Genomic DNA, 25,714 nt, shown 5'->3' with positions numbered 1-25,714 from the left:
CTCATCCGGAAAGGGAAAAGCACAAAGTACACACGCGCCATTGCGATTTGTCGCAATGGAACCGTGACCCTTTAGGGTCCGGGAACCTCCCCATTTTAATGGGGAGAGGTTTCAGAAGCCGCACTTGGCAATGATAATATACGCCCGCTGTCGATGCAGCAGCGAACTGTAGGATTCTTTGGTATTTTTTCTATTTGGGTATCGGCTAACTTTGTTATTACAACAATTTTAACTGGGATGCTTTTCTTACCTGACATTTCATTCTTAGATGCACTAAAGGCGATATTCCTCGGTTCGGTAATTGGGGCTATCCCGATTGCGCTGATGGGAAGAATCGGAACGAAGACAGGCTTGCCGACTATGGTTATTGCCAGGGCAGCTTTTGGGCAAAAAGGTGCCCTCCTACCAGCGGCTGCCAATACAGTCATACTTATCGGTTGGAGTTGGATTCAGGCTTATATGGCAGGATTAAGTCTGGATTATGCAATTAATTTTCTAACCGGTTATAGTAATATAAATTTATTTACCATCCTGACTCAGGGGCTTGTCATCTTCATTGCCATATATGGTATACGTGGTATTGATAAAGTTCAACGGTTTATTTCAAGTGCAATGTTAATTTTGTCATTTACCATATTTTATAAATTGTTTACCGCATATGACGTTCATTCTCTTATCCAACTTCAATTGTCGGAGAATCCGGAAACAACAGTTATTATTGCCTTCGATGTTGTTATAGCAACCGCTTTTTCTTGGATGTCTTCAGTTTGTGATTATAACCGGAGTGCTAAATCTGAAACTGGCGGGATGATTGCCACTTATTTGGGCTATATATTGGCATCGATGCTGGCATTAGGCCTTGGAGCTGCTGTAGGTGGCTTCAGTCTTGTACTTGGGATGGAGCAGACGTATGACCCTGTTGTACTTCTTGCCGCTCATGGTTTCGGTCTTGTTGCAGCCATTGTAGTTTTTCTTTCTGTCGTATCGACAAATGCGATGGCCCTATACAGTGCAAATATGTCATTTTTAAATGTATTTCCGAAAGCTTCCTTTTGGAAGTCAGCTATTATATTGGGAGTCATAACAGTCATGGGTGCATTATTAAAGGAGAGATTAATGACACATTTCTTTGATTTTGTACTATTTATTGCAACTTTGTATATTCCGATTTTTTCTATTATGATGGCCGATTTCTACATCGTGAAAAAACAACGTTACGACGCTGATGATATAGCTCTTGATAAAAAAGGTTTATATCGCTATATAAAAGGGTTTCACCCAGCTGCGTTTATTGCTTATGCACTCAGTGCTGCTTTTGCTCTTTATTTCACTTATGTCAGTCCACTGACCATCGGATCAACTGTTATCACGTTCTTTTTAGCAGGAATTCTTTATACAGTGTTGGCAAAAATGATGAGTTCCAGTTCTATCACAAAAGGGAAAAGTGAGAAAACAGCATGAAAAAATGGAAATTAGCCGTCGTACAGAGTGATTTTAACGGTGGAAGCAGTTTGCCATAGATTGAATCTCATATTATGGGCTGCATGCAGAAGAATCCGGAAACAATTTGTTTTTCGGTCCGGTAATTTATTATTGGAAGAGCAGTGAGAAGCAATGCCGAGCCGGCAGTCACTATTATATGTTTTCATCAAAAGGCTAAAGAGGCGGTCCGCTTTGCGGGCCGTTTTTTATATTAAAACATCAATTCAAATATGAATCAAAATGCATTTTTGAATTGATGTTTCCAGTTTTGATTCATTAATAAATTACTCATTTCGACATAAATCAACACGAAGGGTTAATGAAGGGCTTTTCTAATTGGCATGATATTTGCATTGATAAAATTAAGAAAAAGAACTACCTATGCAGCCAGATGCGTGGACAGATTTGTATACGCTTCATTCAAGGGGGATTTCATATGAATTGAAGAGTAAAACTAATGTTATTGGATAATGAGGTGTGGGAGATCTTTCCTAATGTTAATTAGATTGTTTGGAAAATTTCTGATAAAATATTGCCCCTTTTTGGAAAGGATTACTTAGGGAATTATAGAATTTTTCAAAAAATATAGGTTTTGGAGGGGAAAGCATGAATACTTCTGAATTTGATAAAGAATTTGTGGAAGAAGTGGAGAAAAGAATTGAAATAATAAGCAATGCAGATACACCTGATAAAAGGTTGAGCACCATCGATTATATCCTGATAGGAATACTAAGTTTTCTAGCTGTTTTATTATTGCTTTTCGGTCGGATTTTATAAAAATAAATTGATTAAAAATGAAAGAGGTGCGTTGCCAAGTGGAAAAATCTAATGGACAAAGTGATCTTTTGCCACTACTTCCCAAAGAAAGGACATGGGGAAGCCTTGACTTTTCAATGGTGAATATTGGTCTTGCTATCGCAACATGGTGTTTTTTAATTGGTGGTACATTATCGCTTTTCGTAGGTTTGAAAATGGGGTTTATTGCCACATTAGCAGGTAATACAATCTCCGTTCTTTTTGTAGCTTTGTCAAATGCCATTCCATCAAGCAGGTATGGGATTGACCAGTATATATTTTTACGGAGTATATTTGGAAAAAAGGGAACCAAGATTCCTGTAATATTAATGGTCATTGTAGAATTTGGATGGGTAGCCACATTAGCTGTTATGTTTGGAAAGGCAAGCAGTAATGCTTATGGTGCTATAACAAATACGCCGTCTGTCTCCAACACAACTGTTATCATTTTTGCACTTATGGCTATAGTGATAAGCTGGATAATTGTATCAAGGGGTTCCAATTCCATCAATTGGTTAAACCGGATTGTAGCCCCATTGTTGGTAACTATGTTAATCGTTATGTTTTACATGCTGTCCCAGCAATACAGCTTTGGTGAAATGTTAGCGCTACAGCCAATAAGCCCTTTTCCAAATGATTTACACAACTATATTGTTGCCTTTGAACTTGGCCTTGGTTCAGGGTTTTCCTGGTGGCCCATCATGGGAGGGCTGACCCGGTTAACAAAATCGGAGCGGGCTGCCTTATGGCCGAATATGATTGGAGTTAATATTTGTGCAGTGTTGGGAACGATGATCGGACTATTGGCTGGATTGGCCATCGGTGATAGCGATCCGACTGCTTGGATGATCCCGATAGGTGGAGCAGTCCTAGGTTTGATCGCATTGATCATTATTTCATTTGCTAACGTTACTGCCATGACATCGCTTGTCTTCTCTACTTGTATGGCTTTAAAACAAATTAAGTTCTTTAGAAATATGAAATGGGAAAACTTAACACTGCTGTTTTTAACATGTACAGCTGTGTTTGCCCTCTTCCCTGAAGTAATATATGGGAACTTCAGCCTGTTTTTAGCGGCATGCGGAACAGTGTTTGGACCATTATCGACAGTCATGTTTGTGGATTACTATTTATTGCGCAAACAACGAATAGATATGAGGGCTCTTTATTTGGATACACCCGGAAAGCCTTATGATTTTATTGGAGGGTACAATATCACTCCAATCATATCAGTAGCTATCTCGGTATTTGTATACTTTTTAATAATCGATCCGATTAGTTTTGAAGGGTCAGCCTTCTTCGATTATGCCTCTGCTACGTTGCCGGCAATGCTTTTAGCAGGAATCCTGTATTACGTGATAACAAAGTTATTTGTCATTCCAAAAGGAATGGGTGGATATGATGCATCTGAAAAAAGGGAAAAAGGCGAGAAAAGTGCTTAATGGTTAAAATTGAGGTTTGGTTGTCGAGGATTATTTATAATCGATAAAAGGAGTGCTGCAAAATGGGGAAGGCAATATTTGGGGGAAAAGATAAAATTACTGTAGCAATAGCCCAAGTTTCACCTGTTTTTTTGGATAAAAAAAGGACAATTGAAAAGGCAATAGATTACATTCATAAGGCAGGAAAAGAAGGAGCAGACCTTGTTGTTTTCCCCGAATCTTATATTCCGGCATTTCCGTACTGGCAACAGGGATATAACGATCCGTCTACTGATTGGTTTGATGTCCATGTAAAGTTTCAAGAGGAATCAGTTGTTGTTGGGACGGAAGACACCGCTTTATTGGGAGAGGCAGCACGTCAAGCAAATGTTCATCTTAACATGGGGTGTACGGAACTTGACGATGCTGTGGGTTCCCGTACACTTTACAATACGATGCTGTATTTTGATAAAAAAGGGAGTTTGTATGGGAGGCATAGAAAGGTTGTGCCGACCAACCAGGAGAGATGTTTTCACGGTATGGGAGGCGGTGGAGATAATCTTAAAGTATACGATACAGATATCGGACGTATTGGCGGTTTGGTTTGCTGGGAAAACCATATGATATTGATCAGGGCACTAATGGCCTTGCAGGGAGAAGAAATTCACATCGCTAATTGGCCGGGTACATGGAGCGGACTCCCAACAGAAAATATGACTTATGTAGACCAAGAGTCAAAAAACCCCCAGTCTTATAATACTAGCGATATTGAACCGGCAATCAGGGCCCACGCCTTTGAAGCGCAGACTTTTGTCATTAGTGCATGCGGCTACCAGCCTGCCGATGAAGTACCGGATGACTTTCCTTATAAAGAAAAAACCAACTGGGACTGGGCAAATGGCGGCAGTTCAATCGTTGATCCGTTTGGCTGTTACATCGTTGAACCGGTTTATGATAAAGAAGCCCTTATCGTTGCAGAATTAGATGGAACAATGATAAAAGCTGCAAAAAACGGTTTTGATCTTTTAGGCCATTATTCACGCCCTGATTTGGTGCAGCTTGCTTATAATAATACTGAATACAGACATTTGGTAGACATGATTAAGACAACGGGTGATGAAGGAACATTGCAAGAAATAAAGGCCCACTTATCGGAAATTACAAGTAAATTACGCAATTGACTAAAGTTACAAAGGACTGTCCAGAAAATGAAGCTCATTTTCTGGACAGTCCTTGTTTTTATTGTCGTATCGAAAGGTTGTTTTATTTCATTCAGGCTGGACAAGATATTTAAGGAAAAAAAGGGGTGAATTTTACAAATGGAAGAGAATAGTCCTGAATATGAAAAAGAACTTGAACGCAGAATTTCTATACTTACCGATAATGGAAAAAAAGACAGTATTATTGAACAACTGCAAAAGTTTGATTTTATGATGATGGGCATTATTGTAGTCGTTTCGTTTCTAATCTTTTATTGGGGCTGGCAATAAATATTCATAAGTTAATAAAAGAAAAGGGGTTTATCTATGAGTAAGGATGATGGCACTTTTGGTCTTTTGCCCGTTTTACCCGAAGAAAGGGTTTGGAACGGTTTTGACTTTTCGATGGTCAATATTGGGTTGGCCATTGCCACTTGGGGATTTCTAATTGGCGGTACACTTTCGGAATTTGTCGATCTAAAAATGGGAATCGCCGCCTCTATAGCGGGGAATACTCTTGCAGTTATGCTTATGGCATTGGTGACAACTCTACCGTCGACAAAATATGGAATAGACCAATATGTATCGTTTCGCAGTGTGTTTGGAATTCAAGGTGTAAAGCTAACTTTAGCTGTTATGGTATTGGTTGAGTTCGGCTGGTGCGCTGTTCTGGCAATTATGTTCGGGCGGGCATCCAGTAACATTTTGGGTGAGGTCACCAATATCTCATCTAGATCAGTTGTACCTGTAATCATATTTGGATTTATAGCCATTGCCATTAGTTGGCTAATTGTCGCCAAAGGGCCAGTTTCAATCAAATGGTTAAATCGTATTGTTGCTCCAGGCTTAGTCTTAATACTTGTTATCATGCTGGGCATCTTGTTAAGCAAATACTCAGTGTCTGAGGTTTTTTCCTTTAAGCCTTCCAGCCCAAATCCTAACCTATGGTGGAATTACATGATTGCATTTGAATTGAATCTTGGCGCAGGACTTTCATGGTGGCCGATTATGGGAGGTCTATCAAGACTTTGCAAAACGCAACGTGCCGGATTTTGGCCGAATTTAATCGGTTTAAACTTTTTCGCAGTATTCGGCCAAATAGTTGGGTTAATGGCGGGATTGGCACTTGGGGTAAGTGATCCGACCGAATGGATGGTTCCTTTAGGCGGAGCGGTGCTTGGGATTATTGTGCTAGTCTTTATAGCATTCGCTAATATTACTTCCATCACCTCGCTCGTATTTTCAACGTCGATGGCTCTGAAGCAAATTAAGCGTATCGAAAGAATGGATTGGTCAAAGCTGACATTCTATTTTCTGCTTTTAACGATTCCGCTAATATTCTTCCCTGACGAAGTTTATAGCCACTTTAATACTTTTCTGGCTATCTGCGGAACTTTCTTTGGGCCGCTGTCAGGGATTTACTTTGTGGATTATTTTATTCTTCGGAAAAGGCGACTTGATATTCGCAGCCTTTATTTTACACATTCGGGAAAACCTTACTACTATTGGGGCGGTTTTAATTGGTCGGCGATTGCAGCCTTTGTGATTGCAACAGCTGCTTATTTTATTATTTTAAATCCAATCACATTTGATAATTCCACGGTATTTCTTTATTTATCAGCATCCATTCCTGCGACAATTTTTGGCGGAGTACTTCACTACATTTTTTCAATGATGATTGTTATTCCCAAAAAATTGGGCGGATATGTTAAAAGCTAATAGGGATATGAATATGGCGAAAACCATATTTGGTGGAAAGGCATTGTAAGTAGACAAGATTAAAAAAATTCAAATGCCGATAATTTGATTCGAATCCAAATTAAAATACATTTTTGCATCAATATTTCTTATTTCAACCCAATAATGAATTAAAATAACTTTAAAAGGCCTTTCTTAAAGCGTTTTCTGTTGGCATGATTTTTGCGATAGATATCAAAGAGAGAATTAAATGGCTCTTTTATAAGCGCAGCGGTATAAGTCTTTGCTGCTGAAAGCGATATCCGGCATCATAAAGCCTCTTTTTCAAGAAATAATAGCGTTCCAATTCAATAGAGTAGGCAGAAGGTGAAAAAACGGTATGACAAAATGGAAGCTTGCCGTCGTACAGGACGATTTTAACGGCGGAGCCAATTTACGTTTAATGGAATCCTATATCATTGACTGCATGCAAAAGCATCCGGAAACAAAGCTCATTTTGTTTCCGGAAGCTGCCGCTGCCGGTTATATTTTTTCAGAAGAGCATGTGAGGAGTAAAGCTGAGCCTGCTGACGGTCCTTCTTGCAGGTTCCTGTCCGGTTTGGCGAAAAGGTTTGATTTGTACATCGGTTACGGTTTGATTGAAAAAAAGGATGACAAATTATTTAATTCACTGAATTTGATCAGTCCGGAAGGCGAACTTTTGGCCACTTATCAGAAAATGCATTTGACCCCCTTGGAAAAACACTTGTTTTCCGCGGGCAACAGACTTGTCACTGTAAAAACCAAACTTGGCACATTCGGCTTAATGATTTGCTGGGATATGGCTTTTCCGGAGCTGGCCCGCCTGCTTGAAAAGCAGGGAACAGACGTCATTCTTGCGCCAAGTGCATGGGAGAGTCCTTATGAGGGGGCGTACGATCGGATGGCATCTGCAAGGGCAATGGATAATACGGTTTATTTGGCAACATGCAATTTCACCGGCGGGGATGGGGACGTCCAATTTTTCGGCAAATCCGCCATTTATGGGCCGGATGGAGCTGTCATAAGTGAAAAATTAACGGGGGAAAGCAGTATCGTTCCAGCAGAAATAGATATTAAAAAGAGACAAGAATTGAAGGAATCTTTTTATTCGATGCGGTCCGATGAACGTACAGATTTGTATACGATTCAATGGAGGGGAGAACGCTATGGAAGTTAAAAAAATAGTGGATTTATCCTTGCCGTTGAATAACGATCTCCCGATTTTTCCCGGGGACCCGGAACCAAATATCCGGCCGGCAACAACAATCGCAAAGCATGGCTACAATACCTCTTATCTGGATATAGGCTCACACACCGGAACACACGTGGATGCTCCTTTTCATTTTAGGGAAGAGGGGAAAACGATTGACCGGCTGCCTTTGGAACATTTTATGGGCGAAGGTGTTTTGATTCCTGTCACAAGTAAACAAGGCGGGCAGGCAATAACGCTTGATGATGCCAGCCCGTACATGGAGAAGCTGGGGCCGAAAAAAATTGTTTTATTCCACACTGGCTGGACCAAATACCTGGGACAAGAGGAATACTTTAACCATCCCTATGTGGATATTGAAGTCGTAGTGAAAATGCTTGACCTTGGCGTCCGTACCTTTTTAATAGACGCTGATCCGCCCAACGGCGAGGATTTCCCGGTACACGAAGCAATTACCGTAGTGAATGGTATTATCGGAGAGAACTTTACGAATTTTGATCAGATTACTTTTGACAACCCGCTGATTATCGCACTCCCGCTAAAAGTTGCCAATGGAGACGGGTCGCCAGTAAGGGCAGTTGCGATAAAGTGTTAAATGCTTACATTAAAAAAAGGAGCTAAAAAAATGAATTTCCAATTTACCATGCAAACAAACGTATTGTCTGAACCAGGTGTTGCTGGGAAGGCAGGCTTTTATTTAAGAGAATATGGTGTAAACAATGTACTTATTGTGACAGATCAAGCAATTGTAAATGCCGGTCTGCTAGAGGGAATTTACGAAAGTTTAAAACAGCAAGGTCTAAATTACACCATTTTTGATAATGTCAAGCCAAATCCGAAAAATACAGAAGTTGAAGCCGTTGCCAAACGTGCACGGGAAAGCTCCGTTGATGGCCTTATTGCAATTGGTGGCGGAAGTGTTATGGATTTTGCTAAGGGTGTCGGTGTTTTACTTACCCACGAAGGCAATATAAAGGATTGGGAAGGTGACTTTACACTTCAAAGGGAAATCACTCCCCTAATTTGCATTCCTACAACGGTAGGCACCGGTAGTGAAGTCACATGGATTGCAGTTATCACAGACACTGCAAGGAATTTTAAGATGGGAATAGTTGACCCTAAGGTAGCACCAAAAATGGCCTTATTGGATTCTGATTTAATTAAAACGCTCCCGCCGTCTGTTACTGCGAGCACTGGAATGGATGCACTTACACATGCGATAGAAGCGTATACTTCCCGTTTTGCTTCCCCAATGACAGATGCTTTGGCATATAAAGCTATCGTGATGATTAAGGAAAATCTTGAAGACTTGGTTCGTGATTCAAAGAATCAGAAAGCTGGACAAGCGCTGTTGAATGCAAGCATGATGGCGGGAATTGCCTTTAACAATTCCAATGTTGGGAGTGTGCACTGTCTTTCCGAAGCGATAGGCGGTTATTACGATTTGCCGCATGGTGTTTTAAATAGCATCTTTTTACCTTTTGTGTTTAGGCGCAATATTCAAGCCGATCAGTCCAGACATGCGGAAATCGCCTATTTATTAGGTGCTGAGGGGAATTTCTCAACTGAAGAAGAGGCAGCCATGGAAGGGTTCAATATCATAATGAAATTGAGGAAAAGTTTAAACTTGCCGAAGTTTGGTGAATTGGAAAAAGTGTCACCTGAAGACTTTAAACATTTGGCGAAGGTAGCAAAAGAAACTCCAATGGACGAAAGCAATGCCAAAGAACTGTCTGAAGAGGAGTATTTGGAAATTATTGAAGAAGCATTTGGGGAATAAAGGGAGGATGGTGTGTAGTCAGCCATCCAAAAAAATCCTGAATTTTAAATTGCTATTGTAAGGAGGGCTCTAATGATGCCAAAATATAAACCGAAAGACTCATCACAATCTCCGCGTTTTGTAGGAAACAGGACTTTTATGAGATTAGAGCAGGTCAGAACGACTAACGATATAGATTTCGCCGTACTTGGCGTTCCTTTTGATACGGCAGCATCCAACCGGACAGGGCAGCGTTTCGGACCCCAGCATATCCGTGATTTTTCCGTGCTGCTCCGTCCGTACAATCCGGATATGGATATTGATATATTCGAATATTGTTCAGGAGTCGATTACGGGGATATCAACGTCATTCCGGGAAATGCACTTCGTACGTACGACAGCATGGTCGAAGGACTGACGCCGCTGCTTGAGAAAAATGTCATCCCGGTCATTATGGGGGGAGACCATTCGATCACGCTGGGGAACCTGCGTGCTTTCCATAAAAGATACGGCAAAATAGCGCTCGTCCATTTTGATTCCCATGGCGACACATGGGAGCATTATTACGGCGAGAAATATATGCACGGAACACCGTTCAGACGTGCGGCAGAAGAAGGGCTTCTCGATATGGAGCATTCCATCCAGGTCGGCATGAGAGGACCGCTTTACGGACCGGGAGATATTGAAGATGCGAGGGATCTTGGCTTTGAAGTCATTCCGATGAAGGAAGTGCGCCAGATCGGTTTCGAAAACGTGATGAAAAGAATCCATGAACGCGTGAAGGACCGCCCGGTATTCGTCACTTATGACATCGATTTCGTTGACCCGGCCTTTGCGCCTGGCACCGGAACCCCGGAAGTGGGCGGGCCGACGAGCTACGAGGCGTTGGAATACGTCCGTGGACTGGACGGGCTCGACGTTGTCGGCTTTGACCTGGTGGAAGTACTTCCGGCTTATGACGCCAACGAAATCACTGCTGTGCTGGCATCGGCAGTTATTTATGAAATGATTACACTCATTGCCCTGAAAAAAAGGCGGCAGCAGGAGAATCAATAAGGAGGACCTGACCTTGATGAAATTACAGATGTACATTAATGGGGAGTGGAAAGAATCAAGCGACAAAGCGGTTCGCGATATTATCAACCCCGCCAATGGGGAAGTGATCGCCCAGGCAGCGGAAGGAACCCTGGAAGATGCGGAAGCAGCCATTAAAGCGGCGAGGGAAGCTTTTGACAGCGGTATATGGTCAGATCTTACCGCCGCGGAGCGGGCGGGTTATCTTTTTAAAATAGCGGATAAATTGGAAGAACATCATGAAGAACTCGTTGAATTGGAAGTAATGGATAACGGAAAGACCCGTGGCGAAGCCGAGTTTGATATGGAAGATGCGGCGGCTTGCTTCCGGTACTATGCGGGATTAATAACAAAGCCTGCGGGTGAAACATTTGATGTGCCTGATCCAAACATTCATTCTATGGTAGTACGTGAGCCTGTTGGTGTAGCAGGGCTTGTTGTTCCATGGAATTTTCCGATGCTCATGAGTGTCTGGAAAATCGCTCCGGCCCTTGCTGCCGGAAACACGATTGTATTCAAGCCTGCGGAAATCACTCCAATTACGGCAGTGAAGGTGTTTGAGATCATGGAACAGGTTGGAATCCCTGCCGGTGTAGCAAACATGATTTTGGGTGATGGCCGCGTAGTTGGGCAGGCGGTTGCTGAAAGCCACGATGTAGACGCTATTTCTTTCACAGGAAGTACCCAGACCGGAAGGAAAATTATGCAGGCTGCAACAGGCAATTTGAAGAAAATCTCTCTTGAATTAGGCGGAAAATCTCCTAATATCATATTCGATGATGTGGATTTGGAAATTGCCGTAGATCAGGCTCTGTTCGGGATTTTCTTAGGCGCTGGGCAAGTATGTGTGGCAGGAAGCCGCATTCTTGTTCAAGAAGGATTATATGACCGTTTCGTCGAGCGCTTTGTCGAACGTGCCAAAAAGATCAAAGTAGGACCAGGAAACGAAGAGGGCGTGGAAATGGGCGCCATCGTCAGCGAAAGACAGATGAATAATATATTGAACTATATCAAGATCGGCCAGGAAGAGGGCGCTGTTCTTGCGGCTGGCGGCAAACGAATCATGGATAGGGGCTTGGATAAAGGATTCTTTATTGAGCCGACCGTATTTACGGATGTGACGCAGGACATGCGTATCGTCCAGGAAGAAATTTTCGGCCCTGTTGTGACAATCCAAAAGTTTAAGGATGAAAAAGAAGCGATTGAACTGGCCAACGACGTTGATTATGGTTTGGCAGGCGGTGTCTTTACAAATGACGGTGCACGTGCTTTACGTGTCATTAAAAAGCTTCGGGCAGGCATTACATGGATCAACACCTACCATCCGGCATTCGTTGAAGCACCGTGGGGCGGCTATAAACAGAGCGGGATCGGGAGAGGCTTAGGAACATATGGTTTGGAGGACTTCCAGGAAGTCAAACAGATTAATATTAATTTGAACCCCGGCATGGCAGGCTGGTTCAAGGATTGATCAAGAAACTCAACAGTGCATCATGCATTGTTGAGTTTCTTTATTTTTCCACGGCTTTTGTCCATAATTCTTCAATCACTTCGCTGAATGATTTTAAAATCGCTTTTTCTTCTTTTTTCTTTAAATAGATTAATGATGTTTTAAAATGGAACTTTTGATCTGTAAGTGGAATGGGAATCAGTTCTTCGTTTTTAATTTCCTTTTTGATGAGGTTGCTTGAAAGCACGCCATATCCAGTTCCTTTCAAAATGGCCCGCTTAATTGCTTCTTCGCTGCCAAATTCAATGATTTTCTTTGAGTGGAGATCCGCCTGGTGAAGGTATTGATTGATGAATCCCTTATAGTTTCCTTCGATTCGATACCGGATAAAAGGCAGCTCGGTAATCAGCTCATCGACCTGGAACTCCTTCATGGCGTTTTTTCCGGCTACTAGCAATAACTCTTCCTCATCAAGCACGATGTTTTTCATGTCGTTTTTCGATATTTCCCCGACAATCACACCTAGATCGTAGGTGTTGGATTCAATTCCCTTGATGACCTCGTCGCTGTTGCATGAAACCAGGTTGATATGGACATCTGGAAACGTTTTTAGAAATTCGGAAATGACCAAAGGAAAAAAGTTCGTGCAATAGTACTCTGAAGCGGCAATTTTAAGATAGCCGTGCGGTTTGCCAAGCTCCAAAAAAGCTGTTTCCATTTCATCTACAATCATGAAAAGCTGGTCAGTGTATTTTTTCAGGAGCTTTCCGGCGGGGGTCAAATGGTTCTTTTTGCCGACGCGAAAAAATAATAACTGGTTGAGCTCTTTCTCCAACGACTGAATTTGGGCTGTGACGGTCGGCTGTGTAAAATTCAAGATTTCCGCGGCTTTCGTAAAGTTTAAGCATTCAGCTACGACTTGAAACGTCTTTAGATTTCTTAGTTCCATGGTCCCCACCCCTGTGTTCTTTCTAGTCACAGTTTATCACAGATCCGGCTTGACAGAGAATGCATCAGCCGGAGCTATCGTAACGATAGTATTTGTCAATTTCACAACCGTTCCTTCACGTGCTACTTTTATTTTAGTGGAGGTGATCTCGTGATTGTCTGTACAACTCCCGATTTATCGGATGAGCTGAAAGAAACATTGGCAGCCCAAACGCAACTGCGTGTCCATCAAAAAAAGATTGCCGAACTTGGTGCAAGGGATAAAGAGGAGACGGAGATTCTGATCACCTACGGCAATTTTGAAGACGCAGTCACGGTTGAAGAGCTGGAGCAGCTGCCAAATTTGAAGTGGATTCACGTATTAAGCAGCGGCACGGAACAGCTGCCGGCGAACTATACCAAGGAACAATCTATTCTTGTTACTTCCTCGAAAGGAATTCACGCCATTCCGATCAGTGAGTATGTGATAGCCGCTCTTCTTTATTTTGCAAAAAGAATTCCGGATTTTCGCCGTCTTCAGAAACGTATGCAATGGTCATACTCCGAGGAGATGTTTGAAATCCATGAAAAAACTTTAGCTGTATTGGGAACCGGTTACATTGGCAGTGAAATCGCCAAAAAGGCGAAGGCGCTCGGGATGAATGTGATTGGAGTGAATCGAAGCGGCCGGGATGCCGATGGTTTTAACAGAGTTATTAAAATAGAACGGCTGAAAGAAATCCTTCCGGATTGTGATTATGTATGCAGTGCGCTCCCATCTACTAAGGAAACTAGGAATTTAATCAATAGTGAAATGGTTTCATGTATGAAGGATGGGGTGGTTTTTATTAATGTTGGAAGGGGGGACCTGGTCGTGGAAGAAGATCTGATCCAAGCTTTGAAGTCCGGGAAAGTAGCCGGCGCCGCATTGGACGTTTTCAGAGAGGAACCGCTTGAAAACGGACACCCCTTTTGGCGGATGGAAAATGTTTTGGTAACACCTCATGCGTCTGCCAGGACGAGTAGATACATGGAGAGGGCTTTAAGCATTTTCTTGAATAACTTTTCTCATTTTAGAAATGGAGAAACCGGCAACTTGGCAAATAAAGTGGCCTTTTAAAACGAGATTAAGAGAGTAAAGGAGAACTGACAGATGAAATATCAACAGGATCCAACATTCAAAGAACCCCGATTCAGCGGCATCAGCACATTCATGAGGCTTCCGCATGTGAAAACAACGGAAGATGTGGACGTGGCCGTCGTTGGCGTCCCTTTTGACACCGGGCAGACCTTCCGGACAGGCGCAAGGCTCGGACCGCAAGCGATACGGAACTTTTCTTCCTTGGTCCGCTGTTCTTCCAACCACCACAAGATTAATATTTTCGATTATATTTCGGCAGTGGATTATGGGGACATTCCGGTTGTTCCCGGATTTATCCAAGAAACATATGAAAATATGGTCGATGTGCTGGCTCCCATGTATGAAAAGGAGATTGTTCCCATTGTCATGGGCGGGGATCACTCTATCACACTTGGAGAACTTCGCGCCGCTGCCAAACATTACGGCCCGGTATCTTTGTTGCATTTTGACGCCCATACAGACACGGTTGACAGCTATTTCGGACAAAAATATACGCACGGCACTCCATTCAGGCGTGCTGTCGAGGAAGGGCTGATTGATCCTGCGTCATCCATTCAAATCGGCATGCGCGGTTCCATGAACAGTGTGAATGAATACGACGATTCAAGGGAACTCGGATTTGAAGTCATCACTACAGATGAGTTGCTGGAAATGGGAATCCCTGCGCTGATTTCAGCCATTAAAAATCGGGTAAAAGGCCACAAAGTATTCCTTTCTTTTGACGTAGATTTCGTTGATCCCGCTTTTGCCCCGGGCACAGGAACCCCGGAGGTCGGAGGCATTTATCCAAGGGAAGCCTTTAAAATTTTACGGCAGCTGGCAGACATCAGGTTTATCGGATTTGATGTTGTTGAAGTTCTTCCTGCATACGACCATGCCGACATTACTTCGGCATTGGCAGCTAATGTCATGTTTGAAATGATGTGTTTGGCAGCGTTGAATAAAAAAACGGCGGTATTGGACATCAAGTGAGAAAACCCGGCGCTTTGCCGGGTTTCGCCTAACCATAGGAATCGACTATTGAAACGATAAGAAACCGCTATTTTTAAACAGGCGGAAGCGATGCTATATTTTATAAAAGCATCAAACTTGTAAGCGTTTACCTTATTTTCAAAAGGGGGATTTTGATGGGGACAATTGACATCGTAATCATTATTCTTTATTTTGCCCTGATTGCAGGTGTTGGTGTTTATGGGGCACGGCGGGCGACGAATTCGGAGGAGTATATGGTTGCAGGGCGCAATCTGAATTTCTTTATGTATCTCGGCTGCTTGGCTGCCGTCATACTTGGTGGAGCCTCGACAATGGGAACAGCCAAACTGGGGTACGAGTTCGGGCTGTCGGGCATTTGGATGGTCGTTGCGATCGGTGCGGGTGTCGTTTGTCTGGGAATCTTTTTAACAAAGAAAATATCACGCTTTAAAGTATTGACGATCAGCGAAATGCTTGAAAAACGCTACAATAAAGAGACGAGACTGGTCAGTGCAATTGTTGCCGCTATTTATACCTTGATGTTGACAGTTGTTCAGATGATCGGCATCGGCTCTCTTCTAAATGTCTGGCTGGGGTGGAATTTACCGCTGTGTATCATCCTTGGCGGAGGAATTGTCTTTTTATATACCACATTGGGAGGCATGTGGTCTGTCACAATGACAGATATTGTGCAGTTTGTCATAATGACAGTGGGGGTTTTCTTCCTTATGTTGCCGCTCAGTCTGTCTAAAGCGGGAGGATGGGGTGCATTAAATGCGGAATTACCAGCGGAATTTTTTAATCTTGGACATATAGGCGGGGACCGCATCTTCCAATATTTCATCCTGTTTACACTCGGGTTGATGGTTGGACAAGATATATGGCAGAGGCTGTTTACAGCCAGGACGCCTAAAGTATCAAAATACGGTACGATGGCAGCAGGAATGTATGCTATGGTCTACGCAATCGCACTGGCAGTTATTGGCATGTGTGCTTTTATCTTGATTCCAAATATCGCCGATTCGCAAAATGTCTTTGCAGAGATGGCGATGGTGGCTTTGCCCCCAGGGATTCTTGGAATTGTTTTGGCGAGCGTCGCTTCAGCCGTCATGTCTACAGCATCGGGGACCATCATCGCCTGCTCCACATTAATTTCAAACGATGTTGTCAAAAGATTCTTCAAGCCTGATATAGGTGATAAACAGTTCATGCTTGTTTCCCGTTTGACCACTGTAGGTATCGGCATCTTCTCAATCATATGCGCCATTTGGATTCAAGATATACTCGTTGCTCTGGACGTTGCCTATGCCGTATTATCAGGCGCTTTATTCTTCCCGGTCATATTTGGATTGTTTACAAAGAAAGTCAACGCCCGGGCGGCCTTTTACTCTATCATTTTAAGTGCAGCCGTCATTCTAGCGGGATTGGGAATATTGGGGATTACAGCAACAGAGCCGATTGTTTACGGTTTGGCGGTTAGCCTGGTCTCAATTGTCCTGCTTTCATTTTTCCCATCTAAAAAAGAGAAAGATGAAGAAGATATAAAGGTTGGATAACGGGACGGTTTTGCTGAATTTGTGCAATTCCTGCTCAGATTCGTGCAATTCACCCAAAGTTCGTGCAATGGATCCACCCTTTATCATGAAATGGCTAAAAGCAGACGAAACCGCCACCTGCCTCCCCCATAGGAAACACGCTTTATCATAAAATGGCTAAAAGCAGACCCTCCAGGGCCTGCTTTTGCCAGTTTATTGAACTCCGCCATACGGAAATTGGTTGGAATATCCGGCATGCTGCTGGTAAGATTGCTGAATCTTCTGCTCGCTTTCCGCATCAAAGGAATACCAGCCGTTTTTGAACATGTGCTCAAATAAGCTTCGCTGCGCATGCTGCGTTTCGTTGAAAATGGTAAGCAGATCATCATAGAGATGCTGGTGGCTTGCTTCGTGAAGAGCAACCGCGTAGCTGTTTGTCATGTATTTTTCCGTTGCCAGCATGTCGTTCATAAAATCACGGTCATTCATCTGCGGTGTCTTTGGAACTTGCATCGACGGGTTATTGATTTTTTGACCTGATTGGTTTTGATTGTTCATATTATCATTCTTCCCCTTTCTCCATTACATGATTTTGTTGTTCTGCTGCTTTTCCTGCAAGTGGGCAAGCAGCATTTCGTAATGGCGCTGGTGCATTTGTCCGCATTTTTCGATTTCCATTTTGATGGCCTGGTCCTGGCTCTGCCCCGCAAAAAAATGTGCTTTTTTCATTGCCAGCAGGTTCCACGCCAGCATATCATTGATGTAAGAGAGATCTTTTGTTGTAATGACGTGCGGCGGCTGCGGCATGATCGGCTGCTGCTGATTCGGCATTTGCTGATTTTGCATATCTTTCCCTCCTTGATCTTTACAAAAATAGCTTGCGTGCACGTATGATTTTTATTCATGAAAATGGTAAACAACAAAACTGAAAAGTGGTACGATATGAGAAAGCGGTTACATTCAGAATTGCATTCCTAGGAGGCATCATTCATGGCAAATGTAATGCGCAATTTCTTTTTGTTTTTATCAAAAAATAAATTTCTTACAAGGTCGGCAAAAAAATACGGTCTTCGCTTCGGGGCCGCAAGGTTTGTTGCCGGTGAAACCATCGAACAGGCGGCTGCCGTTATCAGGGATCTGAATGGAAAAGGGTTGAAGGCCACGATTGATTACCTGGGGGAATTCGTTGACAATAAAAAGGAAGCAGATCAAATGGCGGACAATTGCATCAATGCAATCGAAGCGATCGGGCGGGAGAAGCTTGATTCGCAAATATCCCTTAAGCTGACATCGATGGGGATGGATATTTCCGATGACATTGTCATGGCCAACATGAAAAGAATCATGGAAGCGGCGAAAGAGAATCATGTCTTTGTCACCATTGACATGGAAGATTATGAACGGTGTGAAAAGACCCTTCAGATTTTCAAGCAGCTCAGGCTTGAGTATGACAATATCGGAACGGTCATCCAGGCGTATCTTTTCCGGACACTCCAGGATATGAAGGACCTGGATGAGTATGCGCCCAGCCTGCGCCTCGTCAAAGGAGCCTATAAGGAGTCTTCCGAAGTAGCATTTCCTGACAAAGCGGATGTGGATGAGAATTATAAAAAAATCATCCAAATGCATCTTTTGCATGGACATTATACGGCTGTTGCCACACATGATGATGCGATCATCGAATTCACGAAGCAATTCGTGAAAGACAACAACATATCCAATGATCAGTTCGAGTTTCAAATGCTGTACGGCATCCGGCCGGAACGCCAATTGGAGCTTGCAAAAGAAGGCTATACGATGCGGGTCTATGTTCCGTACGGAACTGACTGGTACGGCTATTTCATGCGGCGGCTTGCCGAACGGCCGGCCAATGTCTCATTTGTATTAAAAGGATTGCTTAAGAAATGATGCCAATATATTTTTCGAACTTTTAATTAGAAATGATTGCGCAAATTTTACAATTCCGTTATATTAGTAGTTAACGAGACTCATTTCATACATGAGATTTTTTTTAAAAACAAAATGAATGAGTGTTCATTCAAAGTTGTGAAGGAGGAAATTGCATTGTCATTTCGAATTCGAAAGGCGGCAGTCCTTGGTTCAGGAGTCATGGGCTCCGGCATAGCTGCGCACTTGGCCAACGTTGGGATCCCAACCCTGCTTCTGGATATTGTTCCAAAGGAACTGACGGAAAAAGAAAAGGCAAAGGGCCTGACACTGGAAGACAGAGAGGTGCGGAACAGGAATACGGCAGAAGCTTTGAAAAAACTGTTGAAGCAAAAGCCTGCTCCTCTTACAAGCAAGAAAAATCTGAACCTGATCACAGCCGGAAATCTGGAAGATGACTTGGACAAACTGAAAGATGTGGATTGGATCATTGAAGTGGTAGTGGAAAATCTTGAAGTGAAAAAGAAAGTGTTTGAACAGGTTGACCAATACAGGAAAGCAGGATCGATCATCAGCTCCAACACATCAGGAATATCTGTGGAAGCGATGTCTGAGGGAAGGTCCGATGATTTCCAGAAACATTTCCTTGGGACACACTTTTTCAATCCGCCGCGCTATTTGAAGCTGTTGGAAGTCATCCCGACAAAAAAGACCGATCCTGAAGTGCTCGAGTTTATGAAAAAATTCGGGGAAGATGTACTGGGCAAGGGGGTCGTTGTTGCCAAAGACACACCGAATTTCATCGCAAACCGCATTGGGACGTACGGCCTTCTCATAGCTGTCAGAGAAATGCTGAAAGGCGGATACAGCATTGGTGAAGTGGATTCCATCACGGGAACATTGATCGGAAGGCCGAAAAGCGCCACGTTCAGGACGCTCGATGTCGTCGGTCTTGATACTTTCATCCATGTCGCCAACAACGTGTACGAACTGGTGGAAGGCGAAGAGAAGGAAGTGTTTGAGGTTCCTGATTTTATGAACAAAATGCTTGAAAAAGGCTGGCTTGGCAGCAAATCCGGGCAGGGCTTTTATATGAAAAAGGGCAAGGAAATCCTGCAGCTCAATCCGGAAACGTTCGAATATGAACCGCGGAAGAAGTTCAAAACGCCAGGACTTGAAATGGCAAAGCAGGAAAAGGGAACAAAGCGGAAAATGAAAGCGCTTATGTATTCGGATGACCCGGCAGGAAAGCTGCTCTGGAAGATGACGGCGCCGGTGCTGGCGATTTCAGCGGAGCTTCTCGGAGAAATTGCGGACGATATCGTCGCGATTGACCGGGCGATGAAATGGGGGTTCGGCTGGGAACTCGGACCATTTGAAATGTGGGATGCCATCGGAGTGGAGAGTTCTGTCGCCAAAATGGAGGAGGAAGGCATCAAGATTCCTGAATGGGTAAAGGAAATGCTGGAAAGCGGCCATACTTCTTTTTATCAAGAAAACGACGGAATCGAATACTATTTTTCCAATGGTGAATATAAACAAATTCCCAAAAATCCCAAAGTGATAGATTTGAAGCTTTTGAAAAAACAGGGGAAAGTGTTAAAGAAAAATTCAGGAGCAAGTGTAATTGATGTCGGAGACGGGGTGCTTCTCCTTGAATTTCATTCCAAAAGCAATGCGATCGGCTTCGATATCATTCAAATGCTCAATTATGCGATCGAAGAAACAGAAAGCAACTACAAAGGCCTCATCATCGGAAACCAGGGGAAAAACTTCTGCGTAGGAGCAAATATTGCTTTGATTTTAATGGCGGCCCAGGACGATGACATTTTCGAAGCCGATATGATCGTCCGCCAGTTCCAGCAGGCGATGATGAAAATTAAATACAGCGAAAAGCCGGTTGTGGCAGCACCATTCGGCATGACGCTCGGCGGGGGAGCGGAGGTCTGCCTGCCTTCCGCACACATCCAAGCGTCCATGGAAACGTATATAGGCCTTGTGGAAACTGGCGTCGGGCTCATTCCGGGCGGAGGCGGAAACAAAGAGCTTTATATTAAAACACTTAAGAGCATGGCTGATGGCGTGGAGTTTGATTTGCAGCAAGTGGCGAACAAAGTGTTTGAAACGATCGCCATGGCGAAAGTATCCACTTCAGCGGAAGAAGCGGTGGAAAATAACTTTTTGAATCAGGCGGACGGGATATCTGTCAATGGAGACCATCTCATTTATGATGCGAAACAGGCTGTTTTGGCCTTACATGAACAAGGATATAAACCGCCGGTCAGAGAAAAGATCCCGGTTACTGGAGAGACAGGATACGCAGCCTTGCTGCTGGGTGCGGAAGCCATGAAGCTGTCAGGCTATATTTCCGAGCATGATATGAAAATAGCGAAGAAATTGGCATATGTGATTGCGGGCGGAAAAGTGCCGTATGGAACTGAAGTAGATGAGCAATATTTGCTGGACCTTGAAAGGGAAGCTTTCTTAAGCCTTGCGGCAGAGCCGAAATCACAGCAGCGCATGCAGCATATGCTTGTCAAAGGGAAACCATTGAGAAACTGACCAAAGTTTACTAGGAAATGAGGAGGATCATTTATGCGTGAAGCGGTCATTGTGGCCGGTGCCAGGACGCCGGTCGGCAAAGCAAAAAAAGGGACGCTCGCCCATACGCGTCCGGATGATCTGGGGGCGCTGGTCGTAAAAGAAACTTTGAAGCGGGCAGGCGATTATGAAGGAAACATCGATGATATCATTATTGGCTGCGCCGTCCCGGAAGCCGAGCAGGGGCTGAACATGGCACGGAATATCGGGGGGCTTGCGGGCCTGTCCGATGATGTCCCGGGTATTACGATCAACCGGTTTTGTTCCTCGGGTCTGCAGTCGATTGCATATGCCGCCGAGAGGATCATGGTTGGATCTTCAGACACAATCATTGCCGGTGGTGCTGAATCGATGAGTCTTGTACCGATGACAGGGCATGTCATCAGGCCGAATCTGCAGCTCGTGGAATCAGCTCCTGAATATTATATGAGCATGGGGCATACAGCCGAAGAGGTCGCAAGGAGATTCGGCGTATCAAGGGAAGACCAGGATGCTTTTGCGGTACGGAGCCATCAAAAAGCGGCAAAGGCGATTGCCGAAGGAAAATTTGATGATGAGATCGTTCCGGTGGATGTGGTTGCAAGAACGGTAGGCCCAGATAATAAGTTAAAAGAAAAGCATATTCAATTTTCCCGGGACGAGGGGGTCCGTCCGGATACAAATATGGAAGTACTGTCAAAGCTTCGCCCGGCGTTCTCTGTCACGGGCACGGTCACGGCAGGAAATTCCTCACAAACGAGCGATGGAGCGGCAGCGGTCATGGTGATGGACCGCGAGAAAGCGTATTCTATCGGGCTTGAGCCGATGTTAAAATTCCGTTCGTTTGCCGTTGCGGGAGTGGCGCCCGAGATCATGGGTGTGGGGCCGGTTGCAGCTATACCGAAGGCATTGGAAATTGCAGGACTCGAATTGTCTGATATCGGACTGTTTGAGCTTAATGAGGCGTTTGCTTCCCAGGCGATTCAGGTGATACGGGAATTGGGGCTTGATGAAGAGATTGTCAACGTAAACGGGGGAGCCATTGCACTTGGCCATCCGCTCGGATGCACAGGTGCGAAACTGACTTTGACGCTCGCCCATGAAATGAAGCGGCGGCAGGTGCAGTTCGGAGTTGTCACAATGTGTATCGGCGGCGGTATGGGAGCAGCTGGTGTGTTTGAACTTTTATAAAATGGAGGAATGAGCGATGTCTAAAGAAACTGAAAAACTCATTAAAGGCGGGGCATTTTTAATCGAGGATATTTCTGCTGATCAAATGTTCACTCCGGAAGACTATACTGATGAGCAAAAAATGATTGCGAAAACAACGGATGATTTTGTTACAAACGAAGTAATGCCGCAGGTGGAGCATCTGGAAAATCATGAATTTGACCGCTCGGTCAAACTGTTGAAAGAAGCCGGGGAGCTTGGACTATTGGGAGCCGATGTTCCGGAGGAATATGGAGGCTTGGCACTTGATAAGGTCAGCTCCGCCCTCATTGCGGAAAGAATGGCAAAAGCCGGGGGTTTTTCAATTTCCCATGGCGCGCATGTCGGAATCGGATCGCTTCCTATTGTGTTGTTCGGGACGGATGAGCAGAAACAGAAATATTTGCCGTCTTTGGCAACCGGCGAACTGCTTGCCGCATACGCGTTGACGGAGCCGGGATCTGGATCGGATGCATTAGGGGCAAAAACAACGGCCAAGCTGAATGAAGCCGGAACCCATTATATTTTAAATGGAGAAAAACAATGGATTACGAACTCGGCATTTGCGGACGTATTCATCGTCTATGCAAAAGTGGACGGGGAGCATTTTTCCGCATTCATTGTTGAAAGGGAATATCCGGGAGTATCGACCGGTCCGGAAGAAAAGAAAATGGGGATCAAGAGCTCTTCGACCCGTACCCTCATTTTGGAGGATGCCGAAGTTCCGGTTGAAAATCTGCTCGGAGAAATAGGGAAGGGCCACCGGATCGCTTTCAATATTTTAAATATCGGCCGCTATAAGCTGGGGGTAGGTGCTGTTGGTGCTTCCAAACGGGCCCTTGAGATCACTTTGGAATATGCCAACCAGCGGAAACAATTCAAGACACCGATTTCCCAGTTTAATTTGACAAAAGAAAAATTCGGGACGTTGGGAGCGGAAATCTATGCCGCAGAAAGCTCGGTCTATCGGACGGTCGGCCTGTTTGAAGAAAGAATGAGCCGGCTCAGCGGCGAAGAGATCAAAGATGGGACGGAAGTGGCGAAATCAATCGCGGAGTACGCCATTGAATGCTCGTTGAATAAGTTTTTCGGAACGGAAGTCCTTGACCATGTTGTCGATGAAGGTGTGCAAATCCACGGCGGATACGGTTACATGGAAGAATATGAGATAGAAAGAGCGTACCGCGATTCGAGAATCAACCGTATTTTTGAGGGAACGAACGAAATCAACCGGCTACTTGTCCCGGGAACCTATTTGCGCAAAGCTTTCAAGGGGGAACTGCCGCTCCTTGAAAAAGCCCAAACCCTTCAGGAAGAGCTGATGATGCTCATGCCGGAAGAACCTGGCAATGAACCGCTCGCCCAGGAAAAACAATTGACTGGCGGTACGAAGAAAGCAGCACTCATGATTGCGGGACTTGCTGCCCAGAAGTACGGAAAAGCATTGGAAAATGAACAGGAAATCTTGTCCAGGATTGCTGACATTGTTTCACTGGCCTATGCAATGGAGTCGGTGGTCCTTAGAACAGAAAAAGCCATTAACCGCAGCGGCCTGGAAAAAAATAAGCAGAAACTGCTTTATACAGAGATTTTCTGCCAAGATTCCATCGTGAGGGTGGAACAATTGGCGAGAGAAAGCCTGGCTGCAATCGAGGAAGGAGATACCTTCCGCATGATGAACTCCGCCCTTCGCAGGTTGACGCGCCACACGCCAATCAACGTCATTGCGAAAAAGCGGGAGGCTGCCGAGCAGTTGATCGCAGCGGAAAAGTATGTAGTTTGATGAAAAGGGAACGAGCAGGCCGTGAGGCTTGCTCGTTTTTGAGTGCGCCCAGCATGGGCGCAGTCTATAGGGTGCAAGTCCCGAGCTGTGAAGGCAGAAGTAGCAGCTAGCTTAACGCAAGGGTGTCCGTGGTGACGCGGAATCTGAAGGAAGCGGGAGGCAAACCTCCGGTCCGAGGAACACGAACTCCATATAAGGCTAGGTATGGTTGGGTGAGTTTGCTTAACAAAACAAAGCCCTTTCTGCCGAAGTCCATATCGAGTAGATGGAGCGGATAGGTGGAGGGAAAGACTGCGTTCTTACCTGGGGAGATCTGATGGATACGCCAAGTACTCTTGGTAACCTGTCCAGTGATGGACAGCTGAACTATCAGAAGTCAGCAGACGCCATAGTACCATCCAGCTTAAGATGGATGGGAAGGGCTGAACAATTAAGAGAGAACAGGACTCTTGGCATTCAGTCACCTGTGATGACCACAGATAACCGAAAGGCATGCTTGAAGGAGGAAATGGTGAATCCCATGGGGGACTTCAAGATGGTGGAGCAGAGACTGGCATAAGAAGAAGGACTGTTCACGTGAAAGAGGTGTAACGAATGTTGATGGAGCGAATCCTGTCGCGTGGAAACCTGCTTGCCGCCCTGAAACGGGTGGAGAGAAACAAAGGGAGCCATGGAGTGGACGGTATGCCCGTACAAAACCTGCGAAGGCATATCATGGAACACTGGGACTCCCTGAAAGCGGAACTTCTCGGGGGAACCTATGAACCGCAGCCTGTCCGCAGGGTCGAAATTCCGAAACCTGACGGCGGTGTGCGCTTACTGGGCATCCCCACCGTGACGGACCGTTTCATTCAGCAGGCCATCGCCCAGGTGCTGTCCCAAATGTATGACCGGACATTTTCAGACCACAGCTACGGGTTCCGGCCAGGCCGGAGCGCTCATGACGCGGTCAGGAAAGCGAAAGGATACATACAGGAGGGAAAGCGCTGGGTGGTGGATATGGACTTGGAGAAATTCTTCGACAGGGTCAACCATGACAGACTCATGGGCATACTTGCGAAGCGAATCGAAGACAAGAGGCTTCTTAAGCTAATCCGAAAATACCTAAAATCGGGGGTCATGATGAACGGTGTAGTGACAATCAATGAAGAAGGGACTCCGCAAGGTGGACCCTTGAGCCCGCTGCTTTCCAATATTGTCCTAGATGAACTGGACAAGGAATTGGAGAAGAGGGGGCATTCATTTGTCCGATACGCCGACGATTGCAATATTTATGTGAATTCCAGAAAGGCAGGACATCGGGTCATGGATTCCCTTACCTCATTTATCGAGGGAAAGCTTAGGCTGAAGGTGAACGGGACCAAGTCCGCCGTTGACCGCCCATGGAAGAGGAAATTTCTCGGATTCAGCTTCACCTCTCATAGGGAGCCGAAAGTTCGGATTGCCAAAGAAAGTATGAAGCGGATGAAGGATAAAGTCCGCGATATTACTTCAAGGAAGAAGCCCTATCTATTTAGCCCCTAAATGAACTTGGACAATAAGAGTAAAAATTATTATACTGCTTAATGTAC

At 44.6% G+C, this 25,714-nt stretch carries 22 protein-coding genes and 1 pseudogene; 20 read left to right on the top strand and 3 right to left on the bottom strand.

What is annotated here, in order from left to right:
- The first annotated feature begins 153 nt into the window (after window positions 1-153).
- The 11 genes from FS666_RS15635 (at window position 154) to FS666_RS15595 (ending at window position 12,130) form a co-directional block, all read left to right on the top strand.
- Window positions 154-1,461 (top strand): purine-cytosine permease family protein, encoded by a 1,308-nt coding sequence (locus tag FS666_RS15635; RefSeq protein ID WP_144463247.1) that lies wholly within the window; start codon window positions 154-156, stop codon window positions 1,459-1,461.
- 627 nt (window positions 1,462-2,088) lie between these two features.
- Window positions 2,089-2,259 carry a hypothetical protein gene (locus FS666_RS19900; RefSeq protein WP_164876375.1) on the top strand — a complete coding sequence of 57 codons (171 nt, stop codon included), beginning with the start codon at window positions 2,089-2,091 and terminating at the stop codon, window positions 2,257-2,259.
- Between the two features lie 38 nt (window positions 2,260-2,297).
- On the top strand, window positions 2,298-3,719 hold the full coding sequence (locus FS666_RS15630) for a purine-cytosine permease family protein (protein WP_164876376.1): 1,422 nt from the start codon (window positions 2,298-2,300) through the stop codon (window positions 3,717-3,719).
- 62 nt (window positions 3,720-3,781) lie between these two features.
- On the top strand, window positions 3,782-4,879 hold the full coding sequence (locus FS666_RS15625; RefSeq protein ID WP_120074502.1) for a carbon-nitrogen hydrolase family protein: 1,098 nt from the start codon (window positions 3,782-3,784) through the stop codon (window positions 4,877-4,879).
- A gap of 138 nt (window positions 4,880-5,017) precedes the next feature.
- Window positions 5,018-5,188, top strand: a complete 171-nt coding sequence (locus FS666_RS19895) for a hypothetical protein (RefSeq protein WP_164876377.1) — start codon at window positions 5,018-5,020, stop codon at window positions 5,186-5,188.
- Window positions 5,189-5,224: 36 nt separating this feature from the next.
- The gene (locus FS666_RS15620) at window positions 5,225-6,616 is read left to right on the top strand and encodes a purine-cytosine permease family protein (protein ID WP_120074504.1); all 1,392 of its coding nucleotides are present in this window, start codon (window positions 5,225-5,227) and stop codon (window positions 6,614-6,616) included.
- Window positions 6,617-6,974: 358 nt separating this feature from the next.
- Window positions 6,975-7,793, top strand: coding sequence for a carbon-nitrogen hydrolase family protein (locus FS666_RS15615; protein WP_120074507.1), 819 nt, complete (start codon window positions 6,975-6,977; stop codon window positions 7,791-7,793).
- Window positions 7,783-8,421, top strand: a complete 639-nt coding sequence (locus FS666_RS15610) for a cyclase family protein (RefSeq protein ID WP_144463249.1) — start codon at window positions 7,783-7,785, stop codon at window positions 8,419-8,421. Before FS666_RS15615 ends, FS666_RS15610 begins: the two co-directional genes overlap by 11 nt.
- A 30-nt stretch (window positions 8,422-8,451) precedes the next feature.
- Window positions 8,452-9,606, top strand: a complete 1,155-nt coding sequence (locus FS666_RS15605; protein ID WP_120074512.1) for an iron-containing alcohol dehydrogenase — start codon at window positions 8,452-8,454, stop codon at window positions 9,604-9,606.
- Window positions 9,607-9,681: 75 nt separating this feature from the next.
- Window positions 9,682-10,641: an agmatinase gene (speB, locus tag FS666_RS15600; protein ID WP_120074588.1), complete on the top strand. Its 960-nt coding sequence runs from the start codon at window positions 9,682-9,684 to the stop codon at window positions 10,639-10,641.
- 13 nt (window positions 10,642-10,654) lie between these two features.
- Window positions 10,655-12,130, top strand: a complete 1,476-nt coding sequence (locus FS666_RS15595; RefSeq protein ID WP_144463251.1) for an aldehyde dehydrogenase family protein — start codon at window positions 10,655-10,657, stop codon at window positions 12,128-12,130.
- Window positions 12,131-12,170: 40 nt separating this feature from the next.
- On the opposite strand, the gene FS666_RS15590 is transcribed toward FS666_RS15595, so the two are convergent.
- On the bottom strand, window positions 12,171-13,058 hold the full coding sequence (locus FS666_RS15590) for a LysR family transcriptional regulator (RefSeq protein ID WP_144463253.1): 888 nt from the start codon (window positions 13,056-13,058) through the stop codon (window positions 12,171-12,173).
- A 150-nt stretch (window positions 13,059-13,208) separates the two neighbouring features.
- On the opposite strand from FS666_RS15590, the gene FS666_RS15585 reads away from it, so the two are divergent.
- The 3 genes from FS666_RS15585 to FS666_RS15575 all read left to right on the top strand — a co-directional run bounded on the left by FS666_RS15585 (window position 13,209) and on the right by FS666_RS15575 (window position 16,705).
- On the top strand, window positions 13,209-14,156 hold the full coding sequence (locus FS666_RS15585; RefSeq protein ID WP_186306585.1) for a D-2-hydroxyacid dehydrogenase: 948 nt from the start codon (window positions 13,209-13,211) through the stop codon (window positions 14,154-14,156).
- A gap of 33 nt (window positions 14,157-14,189) precedes the next feature.
- Window positions 14,190-15,149: an agmatinase gene (gene speB, locus FS666_RS15580; protein ID WP_144463257.1), complete on the top strand. Its 960-nt coding sequence runs from the start codon at window positions 14,190-14,192 to the stop codon at window positions 15,147-15,149.
- 155 nt (window positions 15,150-15,304) lie between these two features.
- Window positions 15,305-16,705: a sodium:solute symporter family protein gene (locus tag FS666_RS15575; protein ID WP_144463259.1), complete on the top strand. Its 1,401-nt coding sequence runs from the start codon at window positions 15,305-15,307 to the stop codon at window positions 16,703-16,705.
- A gap of 192 nt (window positions 16,706-16,897) precedes the next feature.
- Here FS666_RS15575 and FS666_RS15570 read toward each other — a convergent pair whose 3' ends face one another.
- On the bottom strand, window positions 16,898-17,242 hold the full coding sequence (locus FS666_RS15570; protein ID WP_144463261.1) for a spore coat protein: 345 nt from the start codon (window positions 17,240-17,242) through the stop codon (window positions 16,898-16,900).
- A 24-nt stretch (window positions 17,243-17,266) separates the two neighbouring features.
- Window positions 17,267-17,530, bottom strand: a complete 264-nt coding sequence (locus tag FS666_RS15565) for a hypothetical protein (protein WP_144463263.1) — start codon at window positions 17,528-17,530, stop codon at window positions 17,267-17,269.
- A gap of 144 nt (window positions 17,531-17,674) precedes the next feature.
- On the opposite strand from FS666_RS15565, the gene FS666_RS15560 reads away from it, so the two are divergent.
- The 6 genes and pseudogenes from FS666_RS15560 to ltrA form a co-directional block, all read left to right on the top strand.
- On the top strand, window positions 17,675-18,592 hold the full coding sequence (locus FS666_RS15560; RefSeq protein WP_144463265.1) for a proline dehydrogenase family protein: 918 nt from the start codon (window positions 17,675-17,677) through the stop codon (window positions 18,590-18,592).
- Between the two features lie 156 nt (window positions 18,593-18,748).
- Window positions 18,749-21,133 carry a 3-hydroxyacyl-CoA dehydrogenase/enoyl-CoA hydratase family protein gene (locus FS666_RS15555; protein WP_144463267.1) on the top strand — a complete coding sequence of 795 codons (2,385 nt, stop codon included), beginning with the start codon at window positions 18,749-18,751 and terminating at the stop codon, window positions 21,131-21,133.
- A gap of 33 nt (window positions 21,134-21,166) precedes the next feature.
- Window positions 21,167-22,342 carry an acetyl-CoA C-acetyltransferase gene (locus FS666_RS15550; protein WP_144463269.1) on the top strand — a complete coding sequence of 392 codons (1,176 nt, stop codon included), beginning with the start codon at window positions 21,167-21,169 and terminating at the stop codon, window positions 22,340-22,342.
- 16 nt (window positions 22,343-22,358) lie between these two features.
- Window positions 22,359-24,143, top strand: coding sequence for an acyl-CoA dehydrogenase FadE (locus tag FS666_RS15545; RefSeq protein ID WP_144463271.1), 1,785 nt, complete (start codon window positions 22,359-22,361; stop codon window positions 24,141-24,143).
- 316 nt (window positions 24,144-24,459) lie between these two features.
- Window positions 24,460-24,702, top strand: coding sequence for a hypothetical protein (locus FS666_RS15540; protein WP_186306586.1), 243 nt, complete (start codon window positions 24,460-24,462; stop codon window positions 24,700-24,702).
- A 35-nt stretch (window positions 24,703-24,737) separates the two neighbouring features.
- Window positions 24,738-25,652: pseudogene (gene ltrA, locus FS666_RS15535) on the top strand (group II intron reverse transcriptase/maturase); the annotation flags it as partial.
- Window positions 25,653-25,714 lie beyond the last annotated feature (62 nt).

This window comes from Siminovitchia fortis (genome assembly GCF_007681465.1).
Taxonomy (GTDB): Bacteria; Bacillota; Bacilli; order Bacillales; family Bacillaceae_C; genus Siminovitchia; species Siminovitchia fortis.
This window is presented reverse-complemented; position numbering and strand designations above follow the sequence as displayed.

Excerpts from the sequence above, each read along its gene's own strand:
- FS666_RS15635 (WP_144463247.1), top strand. The coding sequence starts at position 154 with ATGCAGCAGCGAACTGTAGGATTCTTTGGTATTTTTTCTATTTGGGTA.
- FS666_RS19900 (WP_164876375.1), top strand. The coding sequence starts at position 2,089 with ATGAATACTTCTGAATTTGATAAAGAATTTGTGGAAGAAGTGGAGAAA.
- FS666_RS15625 (WP_120074502.1), top strand. The coding sequence starts at position 3,782 with ATGGGGAAGGCAATATTTGGGGGAAAAGATAAAATTACTGTAGCAATA.
- FS666_RS19895 (WP_164876377.1), top strand. The coding sequence starts at position 5,018 with ATGGAAGAGAATAGTCCTGAATATGAAAAAGAACTTGAACGCAGAATT.
- FS666_RS15620 (WP_120074504.1), top strand. The coding sequence starts at position 5,225 with ATGAGTAAGGATGATGGCACTTTTGGTCTTTTGCCCGTTTTACCCGAA.
- FS666_RS15615 (WP_120074507.1), top strand. The coding sequence starts at position 6,975 with ATGACAAAATGGAAGCTTGCCGTCGTACAGGACGATTTTAACGGCGGA.
- FS666_RS15610 (WP_144463249.1), top strand. The coding sequence starts at position 7,783 with ATGGAAGTTAAAAAAATAGTGGATTTATCCTTGCCGTTGAATAACGAT.
- FS666_RS15605 (WP_120074512.1), top strand. The coding sequence starts at position 8,452 with ATGAATTTCCAATTTACCATGCAAACAAACGTATTGTCTGAACCAGGT.
- speB (WP_120074588.1), top strand. The coding sequence starts at position 9,682 with ATGCCAAAATATAAACCGAAAGACTCATCACAATCTCCGCGTTTTGTA.
- FS666_RS15590 (WP_144463253.1), bottom strand. The coding sequence starts at position 13,058 with ATGGAACTAAGAAATCTAAAGACGTTTCAAGTCGTAGCTGAATGCTTA.
- speB (WP_144463257.1), top strand. The coding sequence starts at position 14,190 with ATGAAATATCAACAGGATCCAACATTCAAAGAACCCCGATTCAGCGGC.
- FS666_RS15575 (WP_144463259.1), top strand. The coding sequence starts at position 15,305 with ATGGGGACAATTGACATCGTAATCATTATTCTTTATTTTGCCCTGATT.
- FS666_RS15570 (WP_144463261.1), bottom strand. The coding sequence starts at position 17,242 with ATGAACAATCAAAACCAATCAGGTCAAAAAATCAATAACCCGTCGATG.
- FS666_RS15565 (WP_144463263.1), bottom strand. The coding sequence starts at position 17,530 with ATGCAAAATCAGCAAATGCCGAATCAGCAGCAGCCGATCATGCCGCAG.
- FS666_RS15560 (WP_144463265.1), top strand. The coding sequence starts at position 17,675 with ATGGCAAATGTAATGCGCAATTTCTTTTTGTTTTTATCAAAAAATAAA.
- FS666_RS15550 (WP_144463269.1), top strand. The coding sequence starts at position 21,167 with ATGCGTGAAGCGGTCATTGTGGCCGGTGCCAGGACGCCGGTCGGCAAA.
- FS666_RS15545 (WP_144463271.1), top strand. The coding sequence starts at position 22,359 with ATGTCTAAAGAAACTGAAAAACTCATTAAAGGCGGGGCATTTTTAATC.
- FS666_RS15540 (WP_186306586.1), top strand. The coding sequence starts at position 24,460 with ATGGATACGCCAAGTACTCTTGGTAACCTGTCCAGTGATGGACAGCTG.